Raw genomic sequence first — 22,259 nt, 5'->3', positions numbered from 1 at the left:
CTAACTTGCTGTTAGCAGCGCCCTTTGCGCGCTCTTGAGACCCAGGCTGATTGCTTGAATTAGTAAGAATAAGACGAATGTTGATACATCAATTCCAGAAATTTCAGGGCTTAATCTTCTAATTGGCTCTAGTAGTGGTTCGACCATTTCATAAAAAAGTATTTGTGTCGGCGAGCGCGTCTGTGTCCAGTTAAAAAATACATGCACTATTAATAAGCCAGTTAAGCCTGATAGCGCTAATTCAAGCAACGAGAAGAGTGCTAATACTGGAATTTGGATTCCCGAATATTTCGCATTGGATATTTCTAATAAAAAAAGTACTTTAACTAGCACCAATAGATAGCTTGCTAGTAAAGATCTGACATCAATTCGACCGCCAAAAGGAATTATTTTCCCAATTGGTGTAATCAACCAATTGCTAAGGGGTATTAAAAATTTACTAAAAGGGTTGCCTGAATTCGGTGCAAAATTAATTTTTAATAAGTGCAAATAAAAACGTAGCAGGCATGCTGCAATGAGGATTGTTGAGGACGCCTCAACAATGAGAAAGATAATTTCAAAGGGCATGATGGGCTTGATAAAGATCTATTTTAGGCTCTAAATCCTTAATTGACATTTAGATTTGGTCAATAGAAAATGCCTTTAAGCCGAAATTATTTGGGCACTAGATAACCTTTTCCAATATAAACTTAGTTAGATCCAAGATGAGCGACCCTAGAAGACACGATATTTTTGAAGATGAAAACGGTACAAGGGTTGCTGTTAGGCAGGTTTTCCCCCCTAATGCTCTCGGCATCTCCTTTGTGGAGTATAAAAATTTAGTAGATTCAAATCTACGCTTTTTACCGCAATCAGAATTTTTAGAGCAATTTAGATGGGTTGAGAACTTTGATTCAACCGATACCTTCTCTGAGAACGCTTTGCTGCAGGGGGGCGTTGCCTCATCAGCTGATGTTGAAACAGAGTCAAAGGAAGTTCAAGAGTCGACTGCATCACCACCTGTGGTCTCGTCTGATGATGGCGCTGGAGATCAATCGTCTAATGTAAGGCCTTCTAGGCTCGAATAAATTGGGCTTAATGCGGTTAAAATTGCAGGATTCAAGACTTGCATACTAACAGTTGAGTTCGGATTGGCAAGGCTTTTAAATATTTAAGGAAATTGATGTTAGACGCCACCTCCCAATCTCGACAGCTGCAGTTAAGTCTCAAAATTATTGCAATCGTATGCGGCTGTATTTTGTTGCTTGCTTCTGCGCATTCTAATAGCGCTTCGCTAGACCTAAATGCATTTTTGAGTTTTATTGCAAGCCAAGTACAAAACACTTCTCAGCTGCAATGGTTATGCGGAATTATTTTTTTGTCGGCCGGCATTTTCTTTATTCCTATTAGAGTCAGCAAGCAAAGAAATTTTTTGGGAGACAAAGAACTTAGCAATGATTCATATGTCTTGTATTTAGTAGACAAGTATCAAATTGAAAAAAATTTAGTGCTTGATCAGCATATTGCTTGCAACAAAATTTTCCCCTCAATTCATGATGCTTTGACTTATGTACATCTGATTGAGTGCCCTTTAAAGGCAGCAGTAGTTTCAGCCAATGACTTAGCCGATAGCGAGTCTCTGGATCAGGCGGAAGAAAGCCTTGCTGAGTCATTTGAACATGCTGAGGCTATACAGGGGGGCCTTAAAAATCCCTTTATCGATATTCAAAACCCGCCCAATCAAATTACAGTCCAGCCATGGGATGAGGCCAAGCGTCTAAAAGTCATTGGTATTTCAGGCGCAATTATGTTTACTGTTGTTCTGGGTAGTCTGTTCTACGCCAATTCCAATTCCAATTCGTTGACGTTTACGCCAAAGCCTGTAGCGCCAACATCTCCAGTGCCAGCTTTATCAGAGGCGCCTAATTCTGATCAAGTGGTTTCTGGATCCATATCAACTGAACAAGCATCTGCTGTTAGTGACCCTAAAGAGTCAACTAAGCCCACAGCTTCAGTTCCAATCAATGAACGATGGGTAGGCAGTTGGATTGTTGAGGGCTCCAAGCTAAAGCTGGTAGTTAATGCAAATCAGTTGAGATTAAATGACGAGGACTTTACTTGGGTCGGAACGAGGCCCAAAGGAGTTGTTGAGTGTTGCTTAGCATTTTACGAAGGTACCACTAATAAATCTGACCTACTAGCCAGAATCTCGGGGGCTCAAGAGCCTGGGGGGATTCTTAAACCGGATGCACAAAAGACTTTGGCATTAGTGAATGGTTTAAGCGATGGAAATTTCAAGCGTATCGTTCTGGCGGACCCTTACCTTAAAAAATACTTTTTCATCTATGATCAAAATTACGTTTATCGCATTAGTAGAGATCTTGGTGATAAGGTTGATGTAGTTATAGAGCAATTTAAGAAACAAGAATGAGTTCATCGTCAGAGATAGATGTCGCTCCGGGCTCTTTCTTGCAGCCTTATGAGCAGTTGCGACTATTGCGCGAGCAGACTCATATTCGTACTATTAGCGACGAAATTGTTGGCCAGCAGTGCATCTTTTTCTATAGTCGAAATTGGGTATTTGATCTCTCATTGAACAGTACTGATAAGCAGTGGGATATTACACAGCAGGTTTATTTTCGTAATGTTCGGAAGCATAAGGCGCTTGCATTCGTGTTGCCATATATTGTTATACAACTTGCTTATGCCGATTCGCCTAACTATCTTCGTGCGCTTGTTACCTATGGAGCTGATATAACTAAGATGATCGGTTCAATGGATCACTTCATTAAACGTGAGGAGGGGATTCGAGCATGGGTCGAGCAACCTGATTTCAGTTGGAGGCCATCAAATATTACGGAGTTGTCGAACCGCATGTTAGAGACGGAGAGTCAATTCAAGGAGATAGAATTCTATCGATACCACGAGCCATTTCATGCCAAATTAAATGGTACGTGGGAGCAAATTCAAGTTTAATTTGGACTCTTCCTATGGATAACTCTGATTTTTACCAAGCCGAACAGTATCTGAAGTTGGGTTTATATCCCCAAGCATTTGAGGCATTCATGGCGCTTGAGGTGGGTAGTTTTGAATGCACTTTTTTAAAGCCTTGCATGATGGCTATGGATGGCCAACTTACCCAATCACAATTGGAGGTGCTTTTTAATGAATTGGAGCGTGAGGTAAAAAATAAAAATCCTCAAGTGATATATAACTACGGGGTTGTGAAGAGTCATTTTGGTGATATTGCCAAGGCAACAACTTTGCTCCAGTTGGCGATGGATCTAAATGTAGCGGAAGCTCGTGGCGCCTTAAGTCGACTGTTAATGAGGGGTTAGGCTTAGATCATTTTGGGATGAAATCTCCCCTCTTTGTTACTTTTGATCATATAGACTTACCCCTTTTTCCATAAAAACCATCAAAATCAATAACTTGTAGGCTTTTTATTATCTGAATCTGAGTATTCATACCTACCCCCTTGTTATCCCAGCATTAAATTTCCATGAAAAAATAAAAGCCATAAAAATCATATACCTGAAGGTAAATTTCAGCAGGTAAAAAATCTGCTTTTAATGCAGCAATCCACTTTGCGTATTTATGAATTCCCCCTAGGATTGACCTATATATTTTTCCTTCCTTACGGAGGTTTTATGGGGCAAAAGAATGAGATAAACCGGCTTACGACAAATTCACATGTATTTGTGGAGTTACGCATAGAGGATCTCGTCAAGGATTGTCTGACATGGCATGAGCAAGTGAGTAGGCGTACCTACCCGACTGATGTATTGCCTAGCGTCATCCATAAAGTGGATCCTAGTTTAGTTGCCGTTCGATGAAAGTCATGCGCACAAAGGGTTGGGTGGCACCACTGGCGTTTGCCCTTTTCGCCATGCTGGTTGGGTTCTATTTGTTGCTCGGATTTCCGCCTAAAAATAATGCTGTAGACCCCATGACTGGCGTATTAGATGCTGAGTTACTGCAATACTTTACAGTTCAAGCTGAGTATTTCGCTAAGGAGGGTTCTGAAAATCCTCGTGCACAGCCTTAGCTTGCCATATTCCAATACTTAGTTGTACCCGCAGGGATATAGTTTGATTAGTTGTTTAAGTAAAACTTCGTCAACAGTGGGTTTTACTGGGTTGCTTGGTGTTAGATCCTTGATGCCTAAAGAAATAATTTCTCTGTAATTGTTTGTTGTCAGATTTAAGTATGGTGGAAAGCAATATAAAGGGACCTGATTGATGTTGCTAAGTTGATTGTTTGCGGCATTCAGGCCCGCGCTAAGGCCCAGCAAATAGGTATTCGTAGACCGCGTTTTACTTTTGTTCTCAAAGTCTGCGATTGATAAATCTGCATAAGCTTGAAGAGAGGTTAGAGCCCCGATGATGGCTAATAAGGTTTTAATCATGATTCTTCTTCCGCAATTAAATTAGGCTTCCAATTTAACAGATACTATTCAACCCATAGTAAGCTATGAGGTATTCGATATGAACAAGGATAACTTATGGCGGACATTGACTGGGATTTTTGGTTTTCAAAGCCCTATATATATACATGGCAGGCCGCCGCCTTAATTCATGGAATCAATCCCAAGAAAATAAAATTTCCAGTGCGTGATGCAGCCGGAGAGCTGCATTTTGATCATGCAAACTTTGATGGTCGCTATGAAGAGTTTCGCATAAAGCTTGATTTGCTGACAGAGCATGCTTGGATTCAAAATTTTTCTGCGCAAAATCTCCGAGTAGATTTCAAGCGCTTTTTGTTTTGGGCGCTCCATGTTCGCAAATGGGATATGCCACCAAGACTTGCCGCGTTCGCACAAGGGGTTGATCTTGATACCTTGGATGAAAATGCCGAAGAAAAAGCGAATTTACTAAGAGACGAACGTAATACTCTGCAGATTATTTGGGCATTACGAACTATGCTTAAGGATCATCAGTACGGTAAGACTGATCGTGAGTTGATTTACTACCTTTCCAAAACCTATTCTGATAGATCTGGATTTAAGCGCTTGGCGTTGGAAATGAAATTTGCTGAAGCCCAAGTGGCGTCTGAGATGTAGGTCATTTTGGGTAAGCAGTTGCTTTTGGAATATCGTCAGTGGTCCATGTTTTACTGAGGTCACCTGTTGGCCCAAACTTCACGAAGCCATAAAGGGTGCCTAAAATTAGGATAACAATGCCGATGGTTTTAATTACACGATGATCATTTTCTTCTTTAATGACATATCTGGGTGTTGCCTGCCGTACCTGAAATACTTCGGGAAAAGCGTCTTCAATAGACTCTTTAGCGGATTTGATGTGGCGGTATCTTAATTCTTCGGACTCGCCCATTTCAATTGCTTGCGCTGCTTTGAAATACTCTTCGCTAGCTGCACTGAGAATCTTAGCTCTTCGGATTAGATCAGCATGTCTTTCAAGTTCTGCGGGCGTCATTCTTAATTATCCTCCATGAATACTTAAAATCTATTGTACTTTCAATTAACTACTTTTTAAATTTAACCTTAGATTGTCTGATCATCTCATTGCGAAATTTAATAAATGCTTCATTTGGGTCGAGTGCTTCTATTACTGCCTTTTGGATTTCACCATGCGTTAAAATGTAACTGACAACCCAGAAATGGGCTAAGTCACTTGCTTCAATTGAGAGAATCTCATAATTTTTCACGTCGACCTTAGTATGCTTCGCTAGTAAATTTTATAACTGTTGAGCGTGTACTTAAAACTGTAGAAATAAACTTCATCATACTCCCAGTAAAAAAATTTATATGACATTTGAAACGTATGCTCCAGACCTTGGGGAGGCAGCTGCTAAATATCGAATTGATCCCCGCTTCATCTATAAAAATTTAGAGCGTATGTTTTCCCCAGGGCCAATCTCCAGTGTTGTCAACATCAAAACGGGCGAAAGATTTCCGGTGAGCGTACAGGGTCTTGATCCGGGGAAGGGCATTCGGGTAAAAGTTGAGGAATTGCCCAAAGTTGCCCTCAATTCATTTATGGGTCAAGAGTGTTACTTTGTTGCTGGTCTTGAGGTGGGAAAGCTACAATTTCCTATCAGCGGTTTGAGGTCTGCTGAGTCGGGATTATTGGCTTGTGATATTCCAAATACGATGTCTTTGCTGCAAAGGAGGGAGCACTTTAGAGCGAAAGCCCCTCCTGATAGGGCCTTTAAGGCGCTTATTTTTTTCGCTGTTGGTAAGGAAATGATTGGGGATATTGTCGATATTTCAGACCATGGCTTGCAACTTGATTTACGTTTGGGTGCGACACATATGGAGATCGGCACTCTATGGAAAAATTGCACTCTTGAGCGATTGACAGCCAGAACAGCAAAGTTTGACCTCATTATTAGAAGCTTGCGTTCTAGCTCTGTCGAATCCTCTCGTATTCGAGTGGGATGTGAGTTGCATGAGCCAACAAAGTTAAATTTAAATGAGTTTTACAGTACAAGGTCGGCCATTCAAAATGCAAGAGTTAATCGCCGAATCAATTATTGGTATCAAGATACATCCTGGACTTAAATGGGATAACTTTGCTGTTAGAAAATTTGCCATTTACAGGTAAAATAATTTTTTAAAATTTTTAGTTATGCAAAGTTTATAGAAAGTATTTATGAGTTACGGAGCAATAGATTTAGCGCAATTAAATATGCAAAGAGGCAAATATGAAGTTGCCTTCGATATTCTTTATGAGAGCGCCGTAAATGATCAAAACGATGACGCTCTATTTTTGTTGACCAAAATGACATTTGATGGAAATTTAAATGCCGAGCAAATGGAAAAATTTTATGAATTGCAAAATGGCCATACCAGTCTTGGAAATGGTTACGCGCTTTTTAACGTCGGCTTGATGCATGAGCGGGGTCTTGGTAAAGTTCCCCAAAGTTATAAAGTTGCTGTTGAGTACTATCAAAAAGCAATCAAGGAGGAGGTTAAAGATGCATTTTGCAATTTAGGCAATATTTATGCCTTGGGTTTAGGTATGGAGCAAGGTGTTCCGCGAAATGTGGAGTTGGGTATCAAATATCTAACGATCGGCGCAGAAGAGGGTAGTCGGCAGTGTGCTTACACTCTGGGGTCGCTATATGGTAAAGGTGAATTTGTACCGTTAGATCTCAAGAAAGCATTTTACTTTTTATCTTTAGCTGCTTTGCAAGGCCATGATCAGGCTAAAAGAGTCTTGCATATTTTTGTCCATACTCACAAAGAGAATTACGACGCTGAAATGGAGGCTGCTGAGCGTCAATTTGGAAAAATACAGAATTTGCGCCTACTCTATAAGTGCGTCTAGTTAGAGGTAAGTGATTCTTTGCGTTGTAGGGTTTTCTAAAATCGCTTTTGTAATGCTAAAGAGAGGCTAGCCCTTGTGCTGGGCTAGCCTTAATTCATTAAGCTGCTTCTTTGACTTCTTCAATAACTAATTTTGAATTTCCACCAATGAGAATCTTGCGCGGCAATTTTTCCTCTGGAATGACATTCTCAAGCTTGATGATCAATAAGCCATTCTCGATATCTGCAGAGCGCACAATCACGGTCTCTGCCAGCGTAAAGTCGTGACTAAAGTCTCGGTTGGCAATGCCTTTATGCAGATACTCGCCAGTTTGCTCGGCTTTCACCTTACCAACTACTGTTAGCTTATTGCCCTCGGCGGTAATATCAATTTCATCACTTTTAAAGCCCGCTACTGCGATTTCAATGGCGTAATCACGCTCATTTTTTTTGATGATGTTGTAGGGAGGGTAGCTCTGCGCCTTATTTAGGGTCTCTCCGGAGCTCATTTCTTCAATAGCGTCAATCAGACGATCAAAACCTACTGAGCTGAGTAATACATTACGACCAAATGGATATGCCATCGTTTTCTCCTTAAATTTAAGCAAGTTCTTAATTTCCCAGGCCCCTAAGGCACCTAGGTAAAGAGTATTTAAGGGCACCACTTTTGAATTTCAAGGGGGTTGAAATCCTGAATTTTGACCATAGATAAAAAGTTGATGGCATAAATTCTTCATCATAAATAGGGTTATTTTGGCTTTGTCATCCCCAACGAATTAAATAGTCAACTGATTAAATGGAGAAAATAAAATGCTCGAAACTGACCATTTAGAGCTCCAGGAAAATCGCCAGGAGCCTATTGCTAGACCTAAGCTCAAGCGCTTGATTTTGGAGTATCTTCAAAAAAGAAGTCGCAAAGAAATTCTTCAGGAGGACCCTGGCGATGAGAGAGCCGATCCATTTGAATAGTTGTCTCAGGACTTTCTGAAACCCTTGAAATGCTGAAAATTAGCCCCAGATAGAATTAATCAATTGAATTATTGGAAAAATGAAATGACTATCACAACTAAAGAAACCCTTGGATTTCAAGCGGAAGTAAAACAACTCCTGCAGCTGATGATCCATTCCTTGTATTCAAATAAGGAAATTTTCCTGCGTGAGCTTATCTCAAATGCGTCGGATGCGGCCGATAAATTGCGATTTGAAGGAATTGCTCATCCAGACTGGTATGGGGATGACCCAGATCTTAAGATTAAAGTGGAATTTGATAAAGCCACCAGAACATTAACCATTTCAGATAATGGCATCGGTATGAGCTGTGAAGAAGTGATTAACAACCTGGGCACTATTGCTCGTTCTGGCACTAAGGAGTTTTTCTCTAAGCTATCCGGGGATCAGCAAAAGGATGCTGCTTTAATTGGTCAGTTTGGCGTTGGTTTTTATTCCGCCTTTATTGTTGCAGACCGCATTACCGTTGACACTCGTCGTGCAGGCTTACCTTCTTCTGATGGCGTGCGTTGGGAGTCGGATGGTTCAGGCGAATTTACAATTGAATCGATTGATCGTCCGCAGCGTGGCACCTCCATTACATTGCATTTACGTGATGGAGAAGATGATTTCCTCAATAGCTATCAGCTGAAGACGATTATTCGTAAGTATTCTGACCACACTTCTTTACCCATTCAGATGCGCAAGGAGGAGTGGGATGTTGATAAGAAAGAGCAGGTTATTAAAGACGAGTTAGAGAGCATTAATCAGTCTTCTGCTCTATGGGCTCGCAATAAATCAGAAATTACCGAAGAACAATACAACGAGTTTTACAAGCACCTATCGCATGATTATGAAAACCCATTGTGTTATTCATTAAACCGGGTAGAGGGTAGGAGTGAATTTACCCAGTTACTCTTTGTACCAAGTAAGGCTCCATTTGATTTATGGGATCGTAATAAGCGTAGTGGCATCAAGTTGTATGTCAAACGTATTTTCATTATGGATGATGCCGAAAAGCTTATGCCGATGTATTTGCGTTTTGTCACGGGCGTGATTGATTCAGTCGATTTGCCTCTAAATGTCTCTCGAGAAATATTGCAAGAGTCTCGTGATATCAAAGTTATTCGTGAGAGCTCTACCAAGCGAGTACTGAGTATGCTTGAGGAGCTGGCTAATAGCGATGATGAGACAAAAAAAGAAAAATATCGTATATTCTGGACGCAATTTGGCCAAGTCCTCAAAGAGGGTATTGGCGAAGATCAAGCTAATCAAGATAGAATCCTCAAGCTTCTTCTTTTTGCAAGCACCCATACTGACTCTGCGGATCAGACAGTATCTTTAGCCGATTATGTCTCACGCATGAAAGAAGGACAAGACAAGATTTACTATGTCACGGGTGAATCATTTAACGCAGCTAAAAATAGTCCGCATTTAGAGATCTTCCGCAAGAAAGGTGTTGAAGTACTCTTATTATCGGATCGTGTTGATGAATGGATGCTTTCTTTTATCACTGAGTTTGATGGTAAGCAATTGGCATCCGTTGCGAAGGGTGGATTAGATTTAGGAAACCTTAGTGATGAAAAAGAAAAGAAGGAGCATGAGGAAACTGAGAAGCAGTTCAAGGACTTGATTGAGCGTATGAAAAAAGTCTTGGAAGATAGGGCAAAAGATGTGCGTGTGACTTTTCGCTTAACAGATTCTCCAGCTTGTTTGATTGCTGATGAAAATGAACTATCTGGAAACTTGTTGCGTATGCTCAAAGCTGCCGGTCAAAACGCTCCTGATATGAAGCCAATATTAGAGATTAATCCTGAGCACCCTTTAGTATCCAAGCTCAAAAGTGATGATCAGCATTTTGATGATTGGACCAACCTTTTGTTTGATCAGGCCTTATTGGCAGAAGGCGGTCAGTTAAATGATCCTGCCGGTTTTGTTAAACGCATGAATCAATTGCTGCTGAATTGAGCTTGTATGACTCGTCCCTGTTGCGGGTGTCGTATAACGGCTATTACCCTAGCTTCCCAAGCTAGAGAAGAGGGTTCGACTCCCTTCACCCGCTCCAGTAATTTGATAGGCATTACTTAAAGTAACGCTTGCTTCCACTAAAGCTCACTACGCATTTCACTGCCCACCGCTATTGATCAGCTATAGGCCCCCTGTTTATGGAGCTCTATCCTAGCCTTCTGCTCTCATAATCCTTTGGTCCCAGGTTCAAGTCCTGGTGGGCTCACCAGAAACAAAAGCCACTCTTCGGAGTGGCTTTTGTTTGATGCTTCAGGTGCTAATAAAAGAATTGAATAAATTTTTTGGTTGGGATTCTAATTTTTTATAGTTGAGCAATTAAGAGCATGAGATTGAGTCAATTTTTTCATTTGTTTTGCTGCGAAGGAGTTCTATTGCTTGAAGTAAATTAAAATATTCAACTTCTGAGCCAACTGGAACTCTAATTTGGATGGCTTCTCGGTTTAAATGTTTTAGTCTTCCTGCCATTCTTTTAAGCTCGGCAATTGGGGGATCATTCTCACATAAGAAAAGCTCTGTTTCGAGCAGTTCTTCGTAAAGTCTGCGGTGTTTGATCCGGTATCGAATTTCTCTTAATTGAAAGTTTAATTTTGCAAGCGGGTATGTAAAAGCAATAATGGAAAGAATTAAAATCCACATCCGATTAATAAATCCAGCCAACCAAAATGGAAGATAGCGCATTCCCGGAGGAACGCCGTAGTCATAATAGTGAAGAGCCGTTGGACTAGCTTCAATAGTTGGGTCTACATAAGCTGGAAATTCTCCTCGACTAGCAAAGAAAAGATATTGTGATGACCGTTGAAGATCTCTGCTGGCAACAAGAAGTAGCATTTGTATGTCTGGGTGCAAACTTTTATTGATGATGATGGAGCTGGTAGTCGCAATCAGTGAAATTGGGGCATTAGGGATCCCTCGTTCAATGTCAATTGAGTTTCTTGGAATTTTTAATGAATATAAATAAGGTAAGTTTTTCTGGTATGCATCAGAATCTGAGATAGACATCAATCGGACATTTCGATCTCTTAATAGTGTTTGTATGGACTGGTCATGATAGGCAGCGACCTTGATAAGCACATCAAGCTTGCCTGATAAAAAGTCCTCTAAATTTTTTTGGTAAGAGCTGTAGCTAATTCCTGCAATAGCATTCACATCTATTCCATTTAGTTGCATTGCATCATGAAATAGTTTTTGGGTGCCGCCAAGCTTGGGTCCAACTCCGATGCGAAATTTAGTTAGATCGGTTAAGTTATTTGGCGCATTAATTAATTCTTTCCTATAAAAAACCCACATGGGCTCATAAGCGATGCTACCTAAGGAATAAAATTTTTCAGCAAGCTTTGAATCTAATGCACCGCCCTGCACAAAGGCTACTTGAATATTCCTCCCAGAATCTTCAAGTAAATTAGCATCTTCTATAGAGCCAGCCGCCTCAACGATTTTGAGTTCAACGCCATTTTCATGAAAGTACTGCGCATAGGCCTCTGCCGTCTTCCAGTAAGCACCATTTTTATCCCCGGCGGCAATAGAGATGGTGCGAGGTGGAAAAGGGTTTAGGTAATAAATTAGACTTCCTAGGAAAACAATTAGCAATACTATTAGCCAGCGTTGCTCTACCAAGAGCTCTTTAATCGCTAATAATTCTTCTTTAAAGATTAATTTAAGATATGAAAATGTGTTCATATATTTTGAATCATTAAAAAGCCATCTACTATGAGATGGCTTTGGGCATTTTTATGCAGAAAACCATTCGGCTAGGCGTTTCTTTTCCTTTTGAAATCCCGGCTGGGCAAAGATAAAGTGACCACCTACAAATATATCCTGTTCAAAAGAGGCGAACTGCTGGGGGACTGTAGATCCATATTCAACAATAGAGGCTGAAGGCATAACTAAAACATCGCTATCGCCGACCATATTATAAAAATGAATATTCTTTACATTACCCTTAAAATGGAAGCCATTGCCATCTTCGACTTGGGTTTTTTCGAATGCCTCTTCAAGTAAATCCATGAAAGCAGCAAAAGGTACCCAGCGGTCTTTTAATGTTAAGCCTACCATTTCAGATAGAGTCTTGGAGCCTTCTTCGGCAAATTGATTCCATGACCATTCAAGCAACGACTTGCTAATGCCCTGTAAAAGATAGGCATCCAGCGTGAACAAGGAAATTCCAGTTTCATGCATTGATTTGCGAAACGGCTTCATTTGCTTGTAAAAAGTTAAAAAAGTTTTAGCGATACCAAGGTCGCGAGCACCTAAGATGGGTGAGCCATAAAATGCAATTTTGTTAAACTTTTTGGCAAATTTAGGATCATCTTGCATATTTTTATTAATCATATGCGCCGCAAGCATCCCGCCAATACAAATGCCAAAAATATTAAGGCTGTCTGTTTTATATTCTTTCAAAAGAGGCAGAACTGCTTTATCCCGTAACTCATCGCAAATTTTGTCTACACCCCATCCGCTCAGGGTAAATAATGAATCTTTTCCCCAATCCATTAAATAAACATCAAAGCCTTCATGATTAAAGTACTCTACAAAATTATCGCGATTGCAAATAGTTCCATAGGCGCGGGTCATTATTGAGTAATTTAAAATAATGGGCTTCTCTTGCTTCTTCTTTCCCTTTGTTGTGGGAAACTTCCAGATGTTAAAAAATTCATCTTGATAGTAAGGTGTTGCGTGGGCAGCCGAAAAGTATTGAGAATCAAGCATATGTATTCCTTTTAATTTAGTCGTCAATACTACTTCCTTTGCCGGATGGCAGACTCTCTTAAGTTTGATTTACATCAAGCTTCCGTCGGACTTTTTTGTATAGAGCTCCTTTAGTAGGCGCTATTTTTTTGACATCTTTTTCACTGCAGCATATCGATGACAAGATGTGAGGTGGTCGTTGATCATTCCGCTGGCTTGCATAAATGCATAACAAATTGTTGTGCCAACAAACTTGAATCCTGCTTTTAGAAGTGCTTTGCTCATTGCATCAGATTCAGCGGATCTTGCGGGTACATTATTCAAAGATTGGTGTGTATTTTGAATGGGGTTATTTTTTACAAACGACCAAATAAATTCATTAAATGGCTGACCACTTTTTTCTAATGCCAAATACGCTTTAGCATTGCCTATGGCGGCAGCCACCTTTAATCGATTGCGAATAATTCCAGGGTTTGTCAATAATTCAGAAATCTTTTTATCGTTATATTTAGCAATTTTCTTTGGATCAAAGAAATCAAAGGCTTCACGATAAGATTCGCGCTTCTTGAGGACGGTTGACCAAGAAAGACCGGCCTGGGCGCCCTCTAATATCAGCAATTCAAATAGCTGCCTGCTGTCACGAAGGGGAACGCCCCATTCAGTATCGTGATATTGCCGATACAGATCAAAACTTTCACACCATGGACAGCGAACGAGTGGTTTCATGCCATGATTCTAAGATGGTTATATGAATTGCAGTAAAAAGCGCTTAACCTGATTTGAGTTCTGGTCATCATTGAAATGAACAGCTCAGGGCGCGGTAGGTATGACACCTTTTTACCAGGGGAGTTTTTCTCCGGCATATGTCAAAAAGCTTCCAGAATCTTCTTTGTTAACTTTCGCAAGGACGTTAAACATATCATTCACTGCTTCTAGGGGATCCCTGCCAATTTGTTGCCCGCGAAATGGTTGTGATAATCCTGAGTTGACGGTACCGGGGTGGAGGGCAATAAGCGCAATATTGGGCTTTGTCCTTGCAAATTCGATTGCAGCAGTTTTAATGATCATATTGAGTGCGGCTTTTGAAGCTCTGTAGCTATACCAGCCGCCAAGACGGTTATCTTCAATGCTGCCTACTTTGGCAGATAGTGTTGCCATAACCCCATGCTTCGGATCTAGCAGTTTTGAAAAGCGCTTTATGGTTAAAGCTGGGCCAATGGTATTGGTATTAAACATTTCGCTTAGTTGATCCTGATTCAAGTCATCCAACTTCTTCTCAGGCATCCATTGTTCGGAGTGCAGTGTCCCAATGGTATTGATGACTAACTGAAATGGCCCGAACTCGGCCAAGCTATTTGCGGATTGCTCAATAGTCTCTGGATGAGAATAGTCAATTGCATGAGGTGAATTTCGATGGATGCCAATCACCTTTGAGCAAGAGGAATGATTCTCTAGTAGTTTCACAAAATGGGACCCTATAGTGCCTGAGGCCCCAATAATGAGTGCATTAAATGGGTTTGGAAGTAAGCTCATAAAGTTTTTAAGAGGGGGCTATTAGGCAGTTTTGATCTATTAAAGAGACTGTAGCGCAGTTCGTTAATTTATGTACGCAGGGGTTAATGTTGCTCAAGCACAGTTTCTGTTTGCTTGCTATGCTTTAGGATGTTTACATATAAGCGATGTATATCTAGTGAATATTCATTCTGATTACAGCAAAAGGGTGGTAATTAATCATCACGACCTGCCTTGGGTGCCGAGTCCTGAGCTAGGGGTGGAAAGACGCATGCTCGATCGCATAGGCGATGAGGTGGCCAAGGCAACTTCTATAGTCCGCTATCAACCAGGAACACAATTCAAAGCCCATACTCATGAATTTGGTGAGGAGATTTTGGTTCTGGATGGTGTCTTTAGTGATGAGACCGGTGACTACTCTGCTGGCACCTATCTAATGAATCCACCAGGATCTTCTCATGCGCCATTTAGTAAATCTGGCTGTACTCTCTTTGTGAAATTGCGCCATCTTGGTTTGGATCAAAAGGTGCGGGAGGTTGTTGATACTAAAACTTCTCCCTGGTATCAGGGCATGGTTCCTGGTCTGAATGTAATGCCGCTGATGCAGCAGGGGAGCGGCTCAACCCTAGTTCGTTGGGATCCGCAAACTTACTTTACTCCGCATAGGCATTATGGCGGTGAAGAAATCTTTGTCGTCGATGGTGTATTTGAAGATGAGCATGGGCGCTATCCTGCCGGTTCATGGATAAGGAGTCCACACATGAGTCTACACCAACCTTTTAGCAAAGAAGGTTGCACTATTTTTGTAAAGACTGGCCATCTTTTAGATGGTGGTGATAGCAAGTCAGCCACACCCTATCGCTAGCCCTTAAATCTCATCAATCAGTCTTCATTGATCAAGTTATGAAACGTTGGCAAATGCGCAGAAATTGCGCACTAACACCAAAGCAGCTTTTGAAGTTTTATGTTGCTTTACTATGTCTTTCGGTGGCGGTCGCAACAGGCTTCTTTTTAGCAGGTGTTTGGGTTATCTTGATTTTTACTGCATTGGAGTTGAGTGCGGTAACACTTGGTTTTTTAATTTACTGTAGGCATGCGCTTGATAGTGAAACGATTGAGATTGATGGTAAACGCCTCACTATTAAAAAATTTATTGGCTATAAAGAAACCGTGTATGAATTCAATACACAGTGGGCAAAAATTGAATCGCCGCTACCGGGATCAAAGACATTCCATATCAGTCAATCTAAACTCCGTGTGGAATTAGGCCAGTTTTTGAGACCAGAGCAGCAGACGCCCATCATTGCCTCAGTACGTTTGCACTTAGGATAAGGCCTGCTCAAATAGGGGCTGATGCTGCACAGCATTGGTTTTGGGGTGGATAATGGTGCCTTATGTCATCTTTCGCAGTGTTTTGGAATCATCCCCATGGAAATTAAGGTCAACTTTCTCGATAAGCTTCGTCTAGAGGCGAAGTTCGATGACTTCACGGTCATTGCTGACCAGCCTATTCGTTACAAGGGTGATGGTTCTGCTCCCGGACCATTTGATTACTTTTTAGCTTCCTCTGCTTTATGTGCAGCTTACTTTGTGAAGCTGTACTGCGAGACCCGTAATTTATCTACTGAGAATATTCGCCTCTCGCAAAACAATATTGTTGATCCGGAAAATCGCTATAAACAGATATTTAAGATTCAAGTTGAATTGCCAGCAGATATCTCTGCCGCTGACCGCCAAGGTATTTTGCGTTCTATCGAGCGTTGCACTGTCAAGAAGGTGGTTCAGGCTGGACCAGAATTTATTATCGAAGAGGTGGCTAATTTAGATGCTGATGCGCAAAGTCTACTGACTCTCAAGCCTAATGCTGGATCCAGTACTCATATTATTGGTAAAGACCTTCCGCTAGAGCAGACAATCGCCAATATGTCCGCCTTACTGGCCAATCTGGGAATCAAGATTGAAATTGCTTCGTGGCGCAACCTCATTCCAAATGTCTGGTCCTTGCATATTCGTGATGCACATTCGCCAATGTGCTTTACCAACGGCAAAGGCGCAACTAAGGAAAGTGCGTTGGCATCCGCTCTGGGTGAATATATCGAGCGCCTGAGTAATAACCATTTTTATGCTGGCTCTTATTGGGGTGAGGATATTGCTAATGCAGAGTTTGTGCATTACCCCAACGAGTGTTGGTTTAAGCCTGGCAAGAAAGATGCTTTGCCGACAGAAATCTTGGATGACTACTGTTTAAGAATCTATAACCCAGACGGTGAGTTACGTGCATCCCATCTGGTCGATACCAATTCTGGAAACGTACAGCGCGGCATCTGTTCGTTGCCTTATGTTCGTCAATCAGATGGTGCGACCGTGTATTTTCCATCTAATCTCATTGAAAATTTGTTCGTCAGTAATGGGATGAGTGCTGGGAATACGCTAGCTGAAGCGCAAGTGCAATGCCTATCTGAGATTTTTGAGCGAGCAGTCAAGCGTGAAATTCTGGAAGGTGAAATTGCGCTTCCAGATGTCCCTAAGGAAGTGCTGGCTAGGTATCCCGGTATTTTGGCTGGTATCCAAAGTCTAGAAGAGCAGGGTTTCCCAATATTTGTTAAAGATGCGTCACTTGGGGGCGTTTATCCAGTGATGTGTGTTACTTTGATGAATCCACGCACAGGCGGTGTCTTTGCCTCTTTTGGCGCACACCCAAGTCTAGAGGTTGCGCTTGAGCGAAGTTTGACTGAGTTATTACAAGGTCGAAGTTTGGAGGGCCTTAATGATTTGCCGCCTCCTACCTTTGCTAGCGAAGCTGTTACTGAACCCAATAACTTTGTAGAGCACTTTATTGATTCCAGTGGCATCGTATCTTGGCGTTTCTTCAGTGCTAAGTCGGATTTTGAGTTCGTAGATTGGGATTTCTCAAGCAAAGGGACTGACTCAAACGCTAAAGAGGCAGAGGCTTTATTTGGCATCTTGAAAAAGATGGGTAAAGAAGTCTATGTGGCTGAATATGATCAATTGGGCGCTACGGCATGCCGAATTTTGGTGCCAAGCTATTCTGAGATCTACCCGATAGAGGATTTAATTTGGGATAACACAAATAAAGCATTGTTATTCCGCAATGATATTTTGCATTTACATAAGTTGGATGATGCCAGTCTTGCAGACCTGCTAGATCGTCTTGAGAATAACGAGCTGGATGAGTATGGTGATATCGCTACTCTGATAGGTATTGAATTTGATGAGAATAGCGTATGGGGTCAACTTACCGTTCTCGAATTAAAACTTTTAATTCATATGGCTTTAAGGCAATTTGAAGAGGCGCATGACTTGGTCGGTGCTTTTCTTCAGTACAACGACAATACGGTTGACCGCAAATTGTTTTATCAGGCCCTAGACGCTGCCCTTGAGGTTCTTCTCGATGACGAATTAGAGATGAACGACTATGAAGGGAGTTTTCGTCGCATGTATGGTGACGCTAGGATGGATGCTGTTTTGGGCTCAATCGATGGTAGCATCCGCTTCTTTGGGTTGACGCCAACCAGCATGAAATTGGAAGGTCTTGATAGGCACCATCGCCTAATAGATAGCTACAGAAAGCTGCATAAGGCCCGAGCTAGCAAGGCGGTTTAACGGTATTTGTATTTAAAAATTAGAGGGTAAGCGATGAAATCATTAACTCCAGCTGAAGCGATTACATCTCGCATGTCTGTGCGGGCATTTACAAAAGATGTGGTCTCAAACGATGTCATTCTGAGGCTTTTGAATATTGCATCACGCGCACCTTCTGGCACCAACACACAACCTTGGAAAGCATATGTTGTAGAGGGTGAATCGCTAAAAGAGTTGTGCGGCAAAGTTTGCACAGCTTATGACGCTATCGCCGCAAATCCAGAGTTAGCAAAAGAATTTCAACCGGCTTATGACTATTACCCTGCAAAATGGTTTAGTCCCTATATCGATAGACGTCGTGAAAATGGCTGGGGCTTATATGGGCTACTAGGAATTACCAAGGGTGATAAAGATAAGATGCATGCTCAGCATCGCAAAAACTTTGAAGCGTTTGGTGCTCCCGTCTGTTTGTTTTTTACTATCGATAAAGAGCTTGGCAGGGGTTCAATGCTTGACTATGGAATGTTCTTGCAAAACATCATGGTCGCAGCAAGAGGTGAGGGTTTGGATACTTGCCCACAAGCTGCGTGGAATGATTATGCGAAGATCATCTTGCCCGCTATTGGCGCTCAAGAGAATGAAATGCTGGTTTGCGGTATGGCGCTTGGCTATGCCGATACAAATGAGCTGGTGAACAGCTTTCATACCCCTAGAGTGAGCGCCGAGGACTTTACTACCTGGGTAAAGTAGCTTTCCTGGGCTGTGGATTGTGGTCAGTTTTTGATCAGTTTTGGCCTCAGATCCACTCATTTCTACATTTTTAGCCTTAGCTAAGCCCTTGAAAAACCTCATTTAAAGCCTTGAAATGGGGTTTAGTAAAAATATGTTGCTTTGCAACAAAAATACCTTGCTTTTGGAAAATGGGGCTCTTACAATGGTGCATCGCAACAAATTTTGTTCTAACACTATGTAAAGGATTCATCATGTTTCAAACTCAATTAAACGACCAATTCGCTGCTGCACAAGCTAAAGCTATCGAAAACGCTAAACATTTGGCACAAGTTGCCGTTGAAAGCGCTCAAGAATTAGCTGAAATCAACCAAGCTGCTGCTAAAGATGCTTTAGTTGCTGCTCAAGATACAAGCTCACAATTGTTGGCAATCAAGGATCCACAACAATTGGCTAAATTAGCTCAGCCTGAAGCTGCTCAAGAAGCTGCTAAATACGCTGCTGCTTACCAAGCTAAAGTAAACCAAGTAGTTCGTAACGGCAATAAAGAAGTTGCTCAAGTAGTTGACGCTTCTATCGATGACGCACGCGCTGATTTGGTTAAGTTTGTTAAAGAAGCTACTAAGACAGCTCCTACTGGTTCTGAGGCATTTGTTTCTGCATTCAAAACTGCATTTGAGTCTTCACTCCAACAGTTCGACCAGGTTCGTGCAACTGCAACTGACGCATTCGCTAACTTTGAGAAAAGTGTTGATGCTGCTTTGGCTAACATTCAAGGTCAATACGCTGTTGCTAAGCCAGCCGCTAAAAGCCGCAAAGCTTCTGCTTAATTAACCAGTTAGTTAATTTTGCTGCAAATAAAAGCCACCTTCGGGTGGCTTTTATCTTTTCTGATTCAGCAATTACTCAGCTTTGTAGACGACCCTACCACCAACGACCGTCATTGACGCTTTGACATCTTTCAAAGCACTTTTGGGAATGGTAAAAATATTGTCAGAAAGTATGGTCATATCGGCATATTTGCCGACCTCAATCGTGCCCTTGACCTTATCCTCGCCAACCGACTTGGCTGGCCAAATTGTCCACATTCTTAGGGCGTCTCGAACGGTGATTGCCTCTTGAGGCTCAAAGACTCCCGCATCAGACTGTCTTGTAACGGTTGCATATATTGCCTTGAATGGATCGATGTTGCCCAAGTAAATGCCGGTCATATCAGTACTTGCAGCTGGTTCTAGGCCAGCATTGATCATGGTTTTAAATTGGTAGCCGGTCTTGGATCTTTTGGCGCCCATATTTTCATAATCTGCATTGACTAACTCTAATAGCCAAATTGGCTGAGATGAGAGGTGAAAATTATTCTTCTTAAGTGCTACGCCCCGTTTTAGCTGTTCTGGGGTTAATTGAAACATTCCAAAGTGCTCTATTCGTTTAATGGTATTGCTGGTTTGATTTTTGCTGACCAACTCGTATGCATTGAGCCCGATATCGGCTGCTGCATCACCAGAACAATGCAGCATACTAATTTTCTGGTTTTGATTTGCTAAGGCGGAAAATTGATTTGCTAATTGTTGGTTGGTGACCAAGGTGCCTTTGCCACCAGGTGGGTCAGTATCTTGTACGCCAACATAAGGTTCATACATGAAGCCTGTTCTGCAATCATTCTCCCCATCTACCCATGCTTTGATTGCAGCAAAGCGGTAGTAGGCGGGATTTGCCTTACTGGGCATTTCAAAAACACTTAAATCTTTTGGCATGCCTTCGCCATTCGGCGCAGCCCATACTGATGCGGTATAGCGAATATTCGGCGTGGGGGTGCTGACTGAAACACTTTGCATTACTGGTATTGCGGCAGCTGGTGTGATTGCCATCACGGAAGTGAAACCATAGGAATTCCAGAATTTAGCAATATCGGTTGCGTAATAGCGGGCGATTTCTTGCGGGGTTGGGCTGCCAGGAATGTCACCCATGCCATCGGTGATAACGCCGTTAGGTTCGCCATCCTTGTCAGCGAGTACGCCGGCTCCATGGCGGAGTTTTGTTACCCCTTTTTTGATTCCCATTTTTACAAGAGCGGCACTATTAGCAATTGCCATGTGCGCACCATTAGCCATGATGACTGGGTTATTCGGAGCCACTTGGTCTAATTCTGCTTTAGTGGGGAGACGCTTTTCTGCAAACTTATTTTCACTAGCAGAGACCCCAGCAACATAAATCCATTGATCTTGTGGTGTTGTTTTAACGCGTGCGGCAATATTCAACAGCGCTTGCTTCACTGAGGGTGTACCTGGATAACGGGCATCAACCCATGTCTCTTTGAGCCAAATGGTTTCCATGGGGTGTGTATGCGCATCTACCAAGCCAGGGACTGCCAATTTCTTCTGAAGATCAATTACCTTGGTATTGGGCCCTATGAATGCTTTTATTTTTTGATTCGACCCAACTGCTATAAACGTTTCATCTTTAACAGCCACAGCACTTGCTTTAGGTTGTTTTGCATTAAGTGTTTCAATCTGACCATTGATAAAAACGGTATCAGCTTGTTCAGACGCTTGGATAGAATGACTAAAACAGATCAGCAGTGTTAGGTAGCTAATAAGGGCGGTTTTAAATCGGCTGTGCATGGGATACGCCTTTTCTAGAGTGGAAGTAGTGATGAATAGATTGAAACATTTAAGCAGTATCCACTACGGATACGTTGATATAGATCAATCCCCACAGAGGTTAATGGGAAATTTGAGGTATTCATGGGTTGTAAGTTAAAAAGCCAGCACGCTGGCTGGCTTTTATCATGGCACTTTTGTATCTACTCTATCCAAGTAATAAAGTTTTCCTTGGGCCTTCTTACTTTTTTCAGGTTTACTAACCAGTCCTCATCTGTCTTTCTGTAACCGAGGGGTAGCATCACAACGCTACGTAATCCTTTTGACTTGAGGTCGAGGATTTCATCTAGAGCAGCAGCATCAAAACCTTCCATTGGTGTTGAGTCCACTTGTTCGTAAGCGGCGGCGATAAGGGCGGTACCAAGGCCAATATATGCTTGCTTTGCAGCATGATTGAAGTTGGTTTCAGCATCTCTTGTGGTGTATCCGGCGAGAAGCTTTTGGCGATAGATGTCACCAGCCTCGCTCTTGAAGTTGCGTAACTTCTCCGTCATATCAAATGAATGATTAATCCGGTCGGCCGTATAAGTATCCCAAGCAGCAAAAACGAGCAGGTGAGAAGAATCCACAACTTGGGTTTGATCCCATGAGATTGCTTTGATTTTTTCGCGAATCGCTTTATTGGTAATCACAAGGACCTCATAGGGCTGTAAACCACTAGAGCTAGCAGTCAAACGAATAGCTTCCAGAATTTGCTCTACCTTTGCTAGAGGTACGGATTTTGTAGGATCCATTTTCTTGGTTGCATAACGCCACTGTAATTTGTCGATCAAGCTCATTCATACTCCTTTGAATTTTATAGTGCG

At 41.9% G+C, this 22,259-nt stretch carries 25 protein-coding genes and 1 tRNA gene; 16 read left to right on the top strand and 10 right to left on the bottom strand.

The window, feature by feature from the left end; translation table 11 throughout:
• Entirely contained in the window at nt 1-567 is a 567-nt protein-coding gene (locus ICV36_RS07840; protein ID WP_256438075.1) for a YggT family protein, read from the bottom strand.
• 137 nt (nt 568-704) lie between these two features.
• Between ICV36_RS07840 and ICV36_RS07835 the strand changes: the two genes are divergently transcribed.
• The 5 genes from ICV36_RS07835 (at nt 705) to ICV36_RS07815 (ending at nt 4,027) form a co-directional block, all read left to right on the top strand.
• Nucleotides 705-1,067: a hypothetical protein gene (locus ICV36_RS07835; protein ID WP_215400149.1), complete on the top strand. Its 363-nt coding sequence runs from the start codon at nt 705-707 to the stop codon at nt 1,065-1,067.
• A 95-nt stretch (nt 1,068-1,162) separates the two neighbouring features.
• Nucleotides 1,163-2,410 (top strand): hypothetical protein, encoded by a 1,248-nt coding sequence (locus tag ICV36_RS07830; RefSeq protein ID WP_215400148.1) that lies wholly within the window; start codon nt 1,163-1,165, stop codon nt 2,408-2,410.
• Nucleotides 2,407-2,955 (top strand): hypothetical protein, encoded by a 549-nt coding sequence (locus tag ICV36_RS07825; RefSeq protein WP_215400147.1) that lies wholly within the window; start codon nt 2,407-2,409, stop codon nt 2,953-2,955. The genes ICV36_RS07830 and ICV36_RS07825 overlap by 4 nt, the downstream gene beginning before the upstream one ends.
• Before the next feature lie 14 nt (nt 2,956-2,969).
• Nucleotides 2,970-3,317, top strand: coding sequence for a hypothetical protein (locus ICV36_RS07820; protein WP_215400146.1), 348 nt, complete (start codon nt 2,970-2,972; stop codon nt 3,315-3,317).
• 494 nt (nt 3,318-3,811) lie between these two features.
• Entirely contained in the window at nt 3,812-4,027 is a 216-nt protein-coding gene (locus tag ICV36_RS07815) for a hypothetical protein (RefSeq protein ID WP_215400145.1), read from the top strand.
• Between the two features lie 18 nt (nt 4,028-4,045).
• On the opposite strand, the gene ICV36_RS07810 is transcribed toward ICV36_RS07815, so the two are convergent.
• Entirely contained in the window at nt 4,046-4,387 is a 342-nt protein-coding gene (locus ICV36_RS07810; RefSeq protein ID WP_215400144.1) for a hypothetical protein, read from the bottom strand.
• Nucleotides 4,388-4,483: 96 nt separating this feature from the next.
• Here ICV36_RS07810 and ICV36_RS07805 point away from each other — a divergent pair, with 96 nt between their 5' ends.
• Nucleotides 4,484-5,041: a hypothetical protein gene (locus ICV36_RS07805; RefSeq protein ID WP_215400143.1), complete on the top strand. Its 558-nt coding sequence runs from the start codon at nt 4,484-4,486 to the stop codon at nt 5,039-5,041.
• A 1-nt stretch (nt 5,042) separates the two neighbouring features.
• On the opposite strand, the gene ICV36_RS07800 is transcribed toward ICV36_RS07805, so the two are convergent.
• Nucleotides 5,043-5,414 (bottom strand): hypothetical protein, encoded by a 372-nt coding sequence (locus ICV36_RS07800; protein WP_215400142.1) that lies wholly within the window; start codon nt 5,412-5,414, stop codon nt 5,043-5,045.
• A gap of 332 nt (nt 5,415-5,746) precedes the next feature.
• Between ICV36_RS07800 and ICV36_RS07795 the strand changes: the two genes are divergently transcribed.
• Nucleotides 5,747-6,502 (top strand): hypothetical protein, encoded by a 756-nt coding sequence (locus tag ICV36_RS07795; RefSeq protein ID WP_215400141.1) that lies wholly within the window; start codon nt 5,747-5,749, stop codon nt 6,500-6,502.
• A gap of 91 nt (nt 6,503-6,593) precedes the next feature.
• Complete coding sequence (locus tag ICV36_RS07790; protein WP_215400140.1) at nt 6,594-7,271, top strand: tetratricopeptide repeat protein; 678 nt, start codon at nt 6,594-6,596, stop codon at nt 7,269-7,271.
• A 97-nt stretch (nt 7,272-7,368) separates the two neighbouring features.
• On the opposite strand, the gene ICV36_RS07785 is transcribed toward ICV36_RS07790, so the two are convergent.
• The gene (locus ICV36_RS07785) at nt 7,369-7,833 is read right to left on the bottom strand and encodes an Hsp20 family protein (protein WP_215400139.1); all 465 of its coding nucleotides are present in this window, start codon (nt 7,831-7,833) and stop codon (nt 7,369-7,371) included.
• A 226-nt stretch (nt 7,834-8,059) separates the two neighbouring features.
• Between ICV36_RS07785 and ICV36_RS07780 the strand changes: the two genes are divergently transcribed.
• From ICV36_RS07780 to ICV36_RS07770, 3 genes are all read left to right on the top strand, one after another.
• The gene (locus ICV36_RS07780; RefSeq protein ID WP_215400138.1) at nt 8,060-8,218 is read left to right on the top strand and encodes a hypothetical protein; all 159 of its coding nucleotides are present in this window, start codon (nt 8,060-8,062) and stop codon (nt 8,216-8,218) included.
• A gap of 84 nt (nt 8,219-8,302) precedes the next feature.
• Complete coding sequence (gene htpG / locus ICV36_RS07775) at nt 8,303-10,204, top strand: molecular chaperone HtpG (protein ID WP_215400137.1); 1,902 nt, start codon at nt 8,303-8,305, stop codon at nt 10,202-10,204.
• Nucleotides 10,205-10,226: 22 nt separating this feature from the next.
• Nucleotides 10,227-10,301 (top strand) — tRNA-Gly (locus ICV36_RS07770).
• Nucleotides 10,302-10,579: 278 nt separating this feature from the next.
• On the opposite strand, the gene ICV36_RS07765 is transcribed toward ICV36_RS07770, so the two are convergent.
• The 4 genes from ICV36_RS07765 to ICV36_RS07750 all read right to left on the bottom strand — a co-directional run bounded on the left by ICV36_RS07765 (nt 10,580) and on the right by ICV36_RS07750 (nt 14,482).
• On the bottom strand, nt 10,580-11,941 hold the full coding sequence (locus tag ICV36_RS07765) for a TAXI family TRAP transporter solute-binding subunit (protein ID WP_215400136.1): 1,362 nt from the start codon (nt 11,939-11,941) through the stop codon (nt 10,580-10,582).
• Nucleotides 11,942-11,992: 51 nt separating this feature from the next.
• A complete protein-coding gene (locus ICV36_RS07760; protein ID WP_215400135.1) occupies nt 11,993-12,970 on the bottom strand; it encodes a hypothetical protein in 978 nt (325 codons plus the stop codon).
• A 120-nt stretch (nt 12,971-13,090) separates the two neighbouring features.
• Complete coding sequence (locus tag ICV36_RS07755) at nt 13,091-13,675, bottom strand: DNA-3-methyladenine glycosylase I (protein WP_215400134.1); 585 nt, start codon at nt 13,673-13,675, stop codon at nt 13,091-13,093.
• 111 nt (nt 13,676-13,786) lie between these two features.
• The gene (locus ICV36_RS07750) at nt 13,787-14,482 is read right to left on the bottom strand and encodes an SDR family NAD(P)-dependent oxidoreductase (protein ID WP_215400133.1); all 696 of its coding nucleotides are present in this window, start codon (nt 14,480-14,482) and stop codon (nt 13,787-13,789) included.
• A 157-nt stretch (nt 14,483-14,639) separates the two neighbouring features.
• On the opposite strand from ICV36_RS07750, the gene ICV36_RS07745 reads away from it, so the two are divergent.
• The 5 genes from ICV36_RS07745 to ICV36_RS07725 all read left to right on the top strand — a co-directional run bounded on the left by ICV36_RS07745 (nt 14,640) and on the right by ICV36_RS07725 (nt 19,623).
• On the top strand, nt 14,640-15,326 hold the full coding sequence (locus ICV36_RS07745) for a cupin domain-containing protein (protein ID WP_215401607.1): 687 nt from the start codon (nt 14,640-14,642) through the stop codon (nt 15,324-15,326).
• 38 nt (nt 15,327-15,364) lie between these two features.
• Entirely contained in the window at nt 15,365-15,793 is a 429-nt protein-coding gene (locus tag ICV36_RS07740) for a DUF2244 domain-containing protein (protein ID WP_215400132.1), read from the top strand.
• 96 nt (nt 15,794-15,889) lie between these two features.
• Nucleotides 15,890-18,085 carry an OsmC domain/YcaO domain-containing protein gene (locus ICV36_RS07735; protein WP_215401606.1) on the top strand — a complete coding sequence of 732 codons (2,196 nt, stop codon included), beginning with the start codon at nt 15,890-15,892 and terminating at the stop codon, nt 18,083-18,085.
• Between the two features lie 33 nt (nt 18,086-18,118).
• On the top strand, nt 18,119-18,814 hold the full coding sequence (locus ICV36_RS07730) for a nitroreductase (protein ID WP_215400131.1): 696 nt from the start codon (nt 18,119-18,121) through the stop codon (nt 18,812-18,814).
• A 233-nt stretch (nt 18,815-19,047) separates the two neighbouring features.
• The gene (locus ICV36_RS07725) at nt 19,048-19,623 is read left to right on the top strand and encodes a phasin family protein (RefSeq protein WP_215400130.1); all 576 of its coding nucleotides are present in this window, start codon (nt 19,048-19,050) and stop codon (nt 19,621-19,623) included.
• Between the two features lie 72 nt (nt 19,624-19,695).
• Here the strand turns inward: ICV36_RS07725 and ICV36_RS07720 are convergent, their stop codons facing one another.
• Both ICV36_RS07720 and ICV36_RS07715 read right to left on the bottom strand, forming a co-directional pair.
• Complete coding sequence (locus tag ICV36_RS07720; protein WP_215400129.1) at nt 19,696-21,414, bottom strand: amidohydrolase; 1,719 nt, start codon at nt 21,412-21,414, stop codon at nt 19,696-19,698.
• 182 nt (nt 21,415-21,596) lie between these two features.
• Nucleotides 21,597-22,232: an NAD(P)H-dependent oxidoreductase gene (locus ICV36_RS07715; protein WP_215400128.1), complete on the bottom strand. Its 636-nt coding sequence runs from the start codon at nt 22,230-22,232 to the stop codon at nt 21,597-21,599.
• Nucleotides 22,233-22,259: the final 27 nt, after the last annotated feature.

Source organism: Polynucleobacter sp. MWH-UH35A (assembly GCF_018687075.1).
Lineage (GTDB): Bacteria > Pseudomonadota > Gammaproteobacteria > Burkholderiales > Burkholderiaceae > Polynucleobacter.
Note: the sequence above shows the minus strand (reverse complement) of the source record. Positions and strands in the feature narration are given on the sequence as shown.

What these genes read in the sequence shown, in the direction of transcription:
- ICV36_RS07765 (WP_215400136.1), bottom strand. Translation starts at nt 11,941, where the DNA reads ATGAACACATTTTCATATCTTAAATTAATCTTTAAAGAAGAATTATTA.
- ICV36_RS07735 (WP_215401606.1), top strand. Translation starts at nt 15,890, where the DNA reads ATGGAAATTAAGGTCAACTTTCTCGATAAGCTTCGTCTAGAGGCGAAG.
- htpG (WP_215400137.1), top strand. Translation starts at nt 8,303, where the DNA reads ATGACTATCACAACTAAAGAAACCCTTGGATTTCAAGCGGAAGTAAAA.
- ICV36_RS07790 (WP_215400140.1), top strand. Translation starts at nt 6,594, where the DNA reads ATGAGTTACGGAGCAATAGATTTAGCGCAATTAAATATGCAAAGAGGC.
- ICV36_RS07785 (WP_215400139.1), bottom strand. Translation starts at nt 7,833, where the DNA reads ATGGCATATCCATTTGGTCGTAATGTATTACTCAGCTCAGTAGGTTTT.
- ICV36_RS07750 (WP_215400133.1), bottom strand. Translation starts at nt 14,482, where the DNA reads ATGAGCTTACTTCCAAACCCATTTAATGCACTCATTATTGGGGCCTCA.
- ICV36_RS07800 (WP_215400142.1), bottom strand. Translation starts at nt 5,414, where the DNA reads ATGACGCCCGCAGAACTTGAAAGACATGCTGATCTAATCCGAAGAGCT.
- ICV36_RS07840 (WP_256438075.1), bottom strand. Translation starts at nt 567, where the DNA reads ATGCCCTTTGAAATTATCTTTCTCATTGTTGAGGCGTCCTCAACAATC.
- ICV36_RS07760 (WP_215400135.1), bottom strand. Translation starts at nt 12,970, where the DNA reads ATGCTTGATTCTCAATACTTTTCGGCTGCCCACGCAACACCTTACTAT.
- ICV36_RS07715 (WP_215400128.1), bottom strand. Translation starts at nt 22,232, where the DNA reads ATGAGCTTGATCGACAAATTACAGTGGCGTTATGCAACCAAGAAAATG.
- ICV36_RS07795 (WP_215400141.1), top strand. Translation starts at nt 5,747, where the DNA reads ATGACATTTGAAACGTATGCTCCAGACCTTGGGGAGGCAGCTGCTAAA.
- ICV36_RS07730 (WP_215400131.1), top strand. Translation starts at nt 18,119, where the DNA reads ATGAAATCATTAACTCCAGCTGAAGCGATTACATCTCGCATGTCTGTG.
- ICV36_RS07725 (WP_215400130.1), top strand. Translation starts at nt 19,048, where the DNA reads ATGTTTCAAACTCAATTAAACGACCAATTCGCTGCTGCACAAGCTAAA.
- ICV36_RS07830 (WP_215400148.1), top strand. Translation starts at nt 1,163, where the DNA reads ATGTTAGACGCCACCTCCCAATCTCGACAGCTGCAGTTAAGTCTCAAA.
- ICV36_RS07755 (WP_215400134.1), bottom strand. Translation starts at nt 13,675, where the DNA reads ATGAAACCACTCGTTCGCTGTCCATGGTGTGAAAGTTTTGATCTGTAT.
- ICV36_RS07820 (WP_215400146.1), top strand. Translation starts at nt 2,970, where the DNA reads ATGGATAACTCTGATTTTTACCAAGCCGAACAGTATCTGAAGTTGGGT.
- ICV36_RS07825 (WP_215400147.1), top strand. Translation starts at nt 2,407, where the DNA reads ATGAGTTCATCGTCAGAGATAGATGTCGCTCCGGGCTCTTTCTTGCAG.
- ICV36_RS07835 (WP_215400149.1), top strand. Translation starts at nt 705, where the DNA reads ATGAGCGACCCTAGAAGACACGATATTTTTGAAGATGAAAACGGTACA.
- ICV36_RS07720 (WP_215400129.1), bottom strand. Translation starts at nt 21,414, where the DNA reads ATGCACAGCCGATTTAAAACCGCCCTTATTAGCTACCTAACACTGCTG.
- ICV36_RS07815 (WP_215400145.1), top strand. Translation starts at nt 3,812, where the DNA reads ATGAAAGTCATGCGCACAAAGGGTTGGGTGGCACCACTGGCGTTTGCC.
- ICV36_RS07805 (WP_215400143.1), top strand. Translation starts at nt 4,484, where the DNA reads ATGGCGGACATTGACTGGGATTTTTGGTTTTCAAAGCCCTATATATAT.
- ICV36_RS07780 (WP_215400138.1), top strand. Translation starts at nt 8,060, where the DNA reads ATGCTCGAAACTGACCATTTAGAGCTCCAGGAAAATCGCCAGGAGCCT.
- ICV36_RS07740 (WP_215400132.1), top strand. Translation starts at nt 15,365, where the DNA reads ATGAAACGTTGGCAAATGCGCAGAAATTGCGCACTAACACCAAAGCAG.
- ICV36_RS07810 (WP_215400144.1), bottom strand. Translation starts at nt 4,387, where the DNA reads ATGATTAAAACCTTATTAGCCATCATCGGGGCTCTAACCTCTCTTCAA.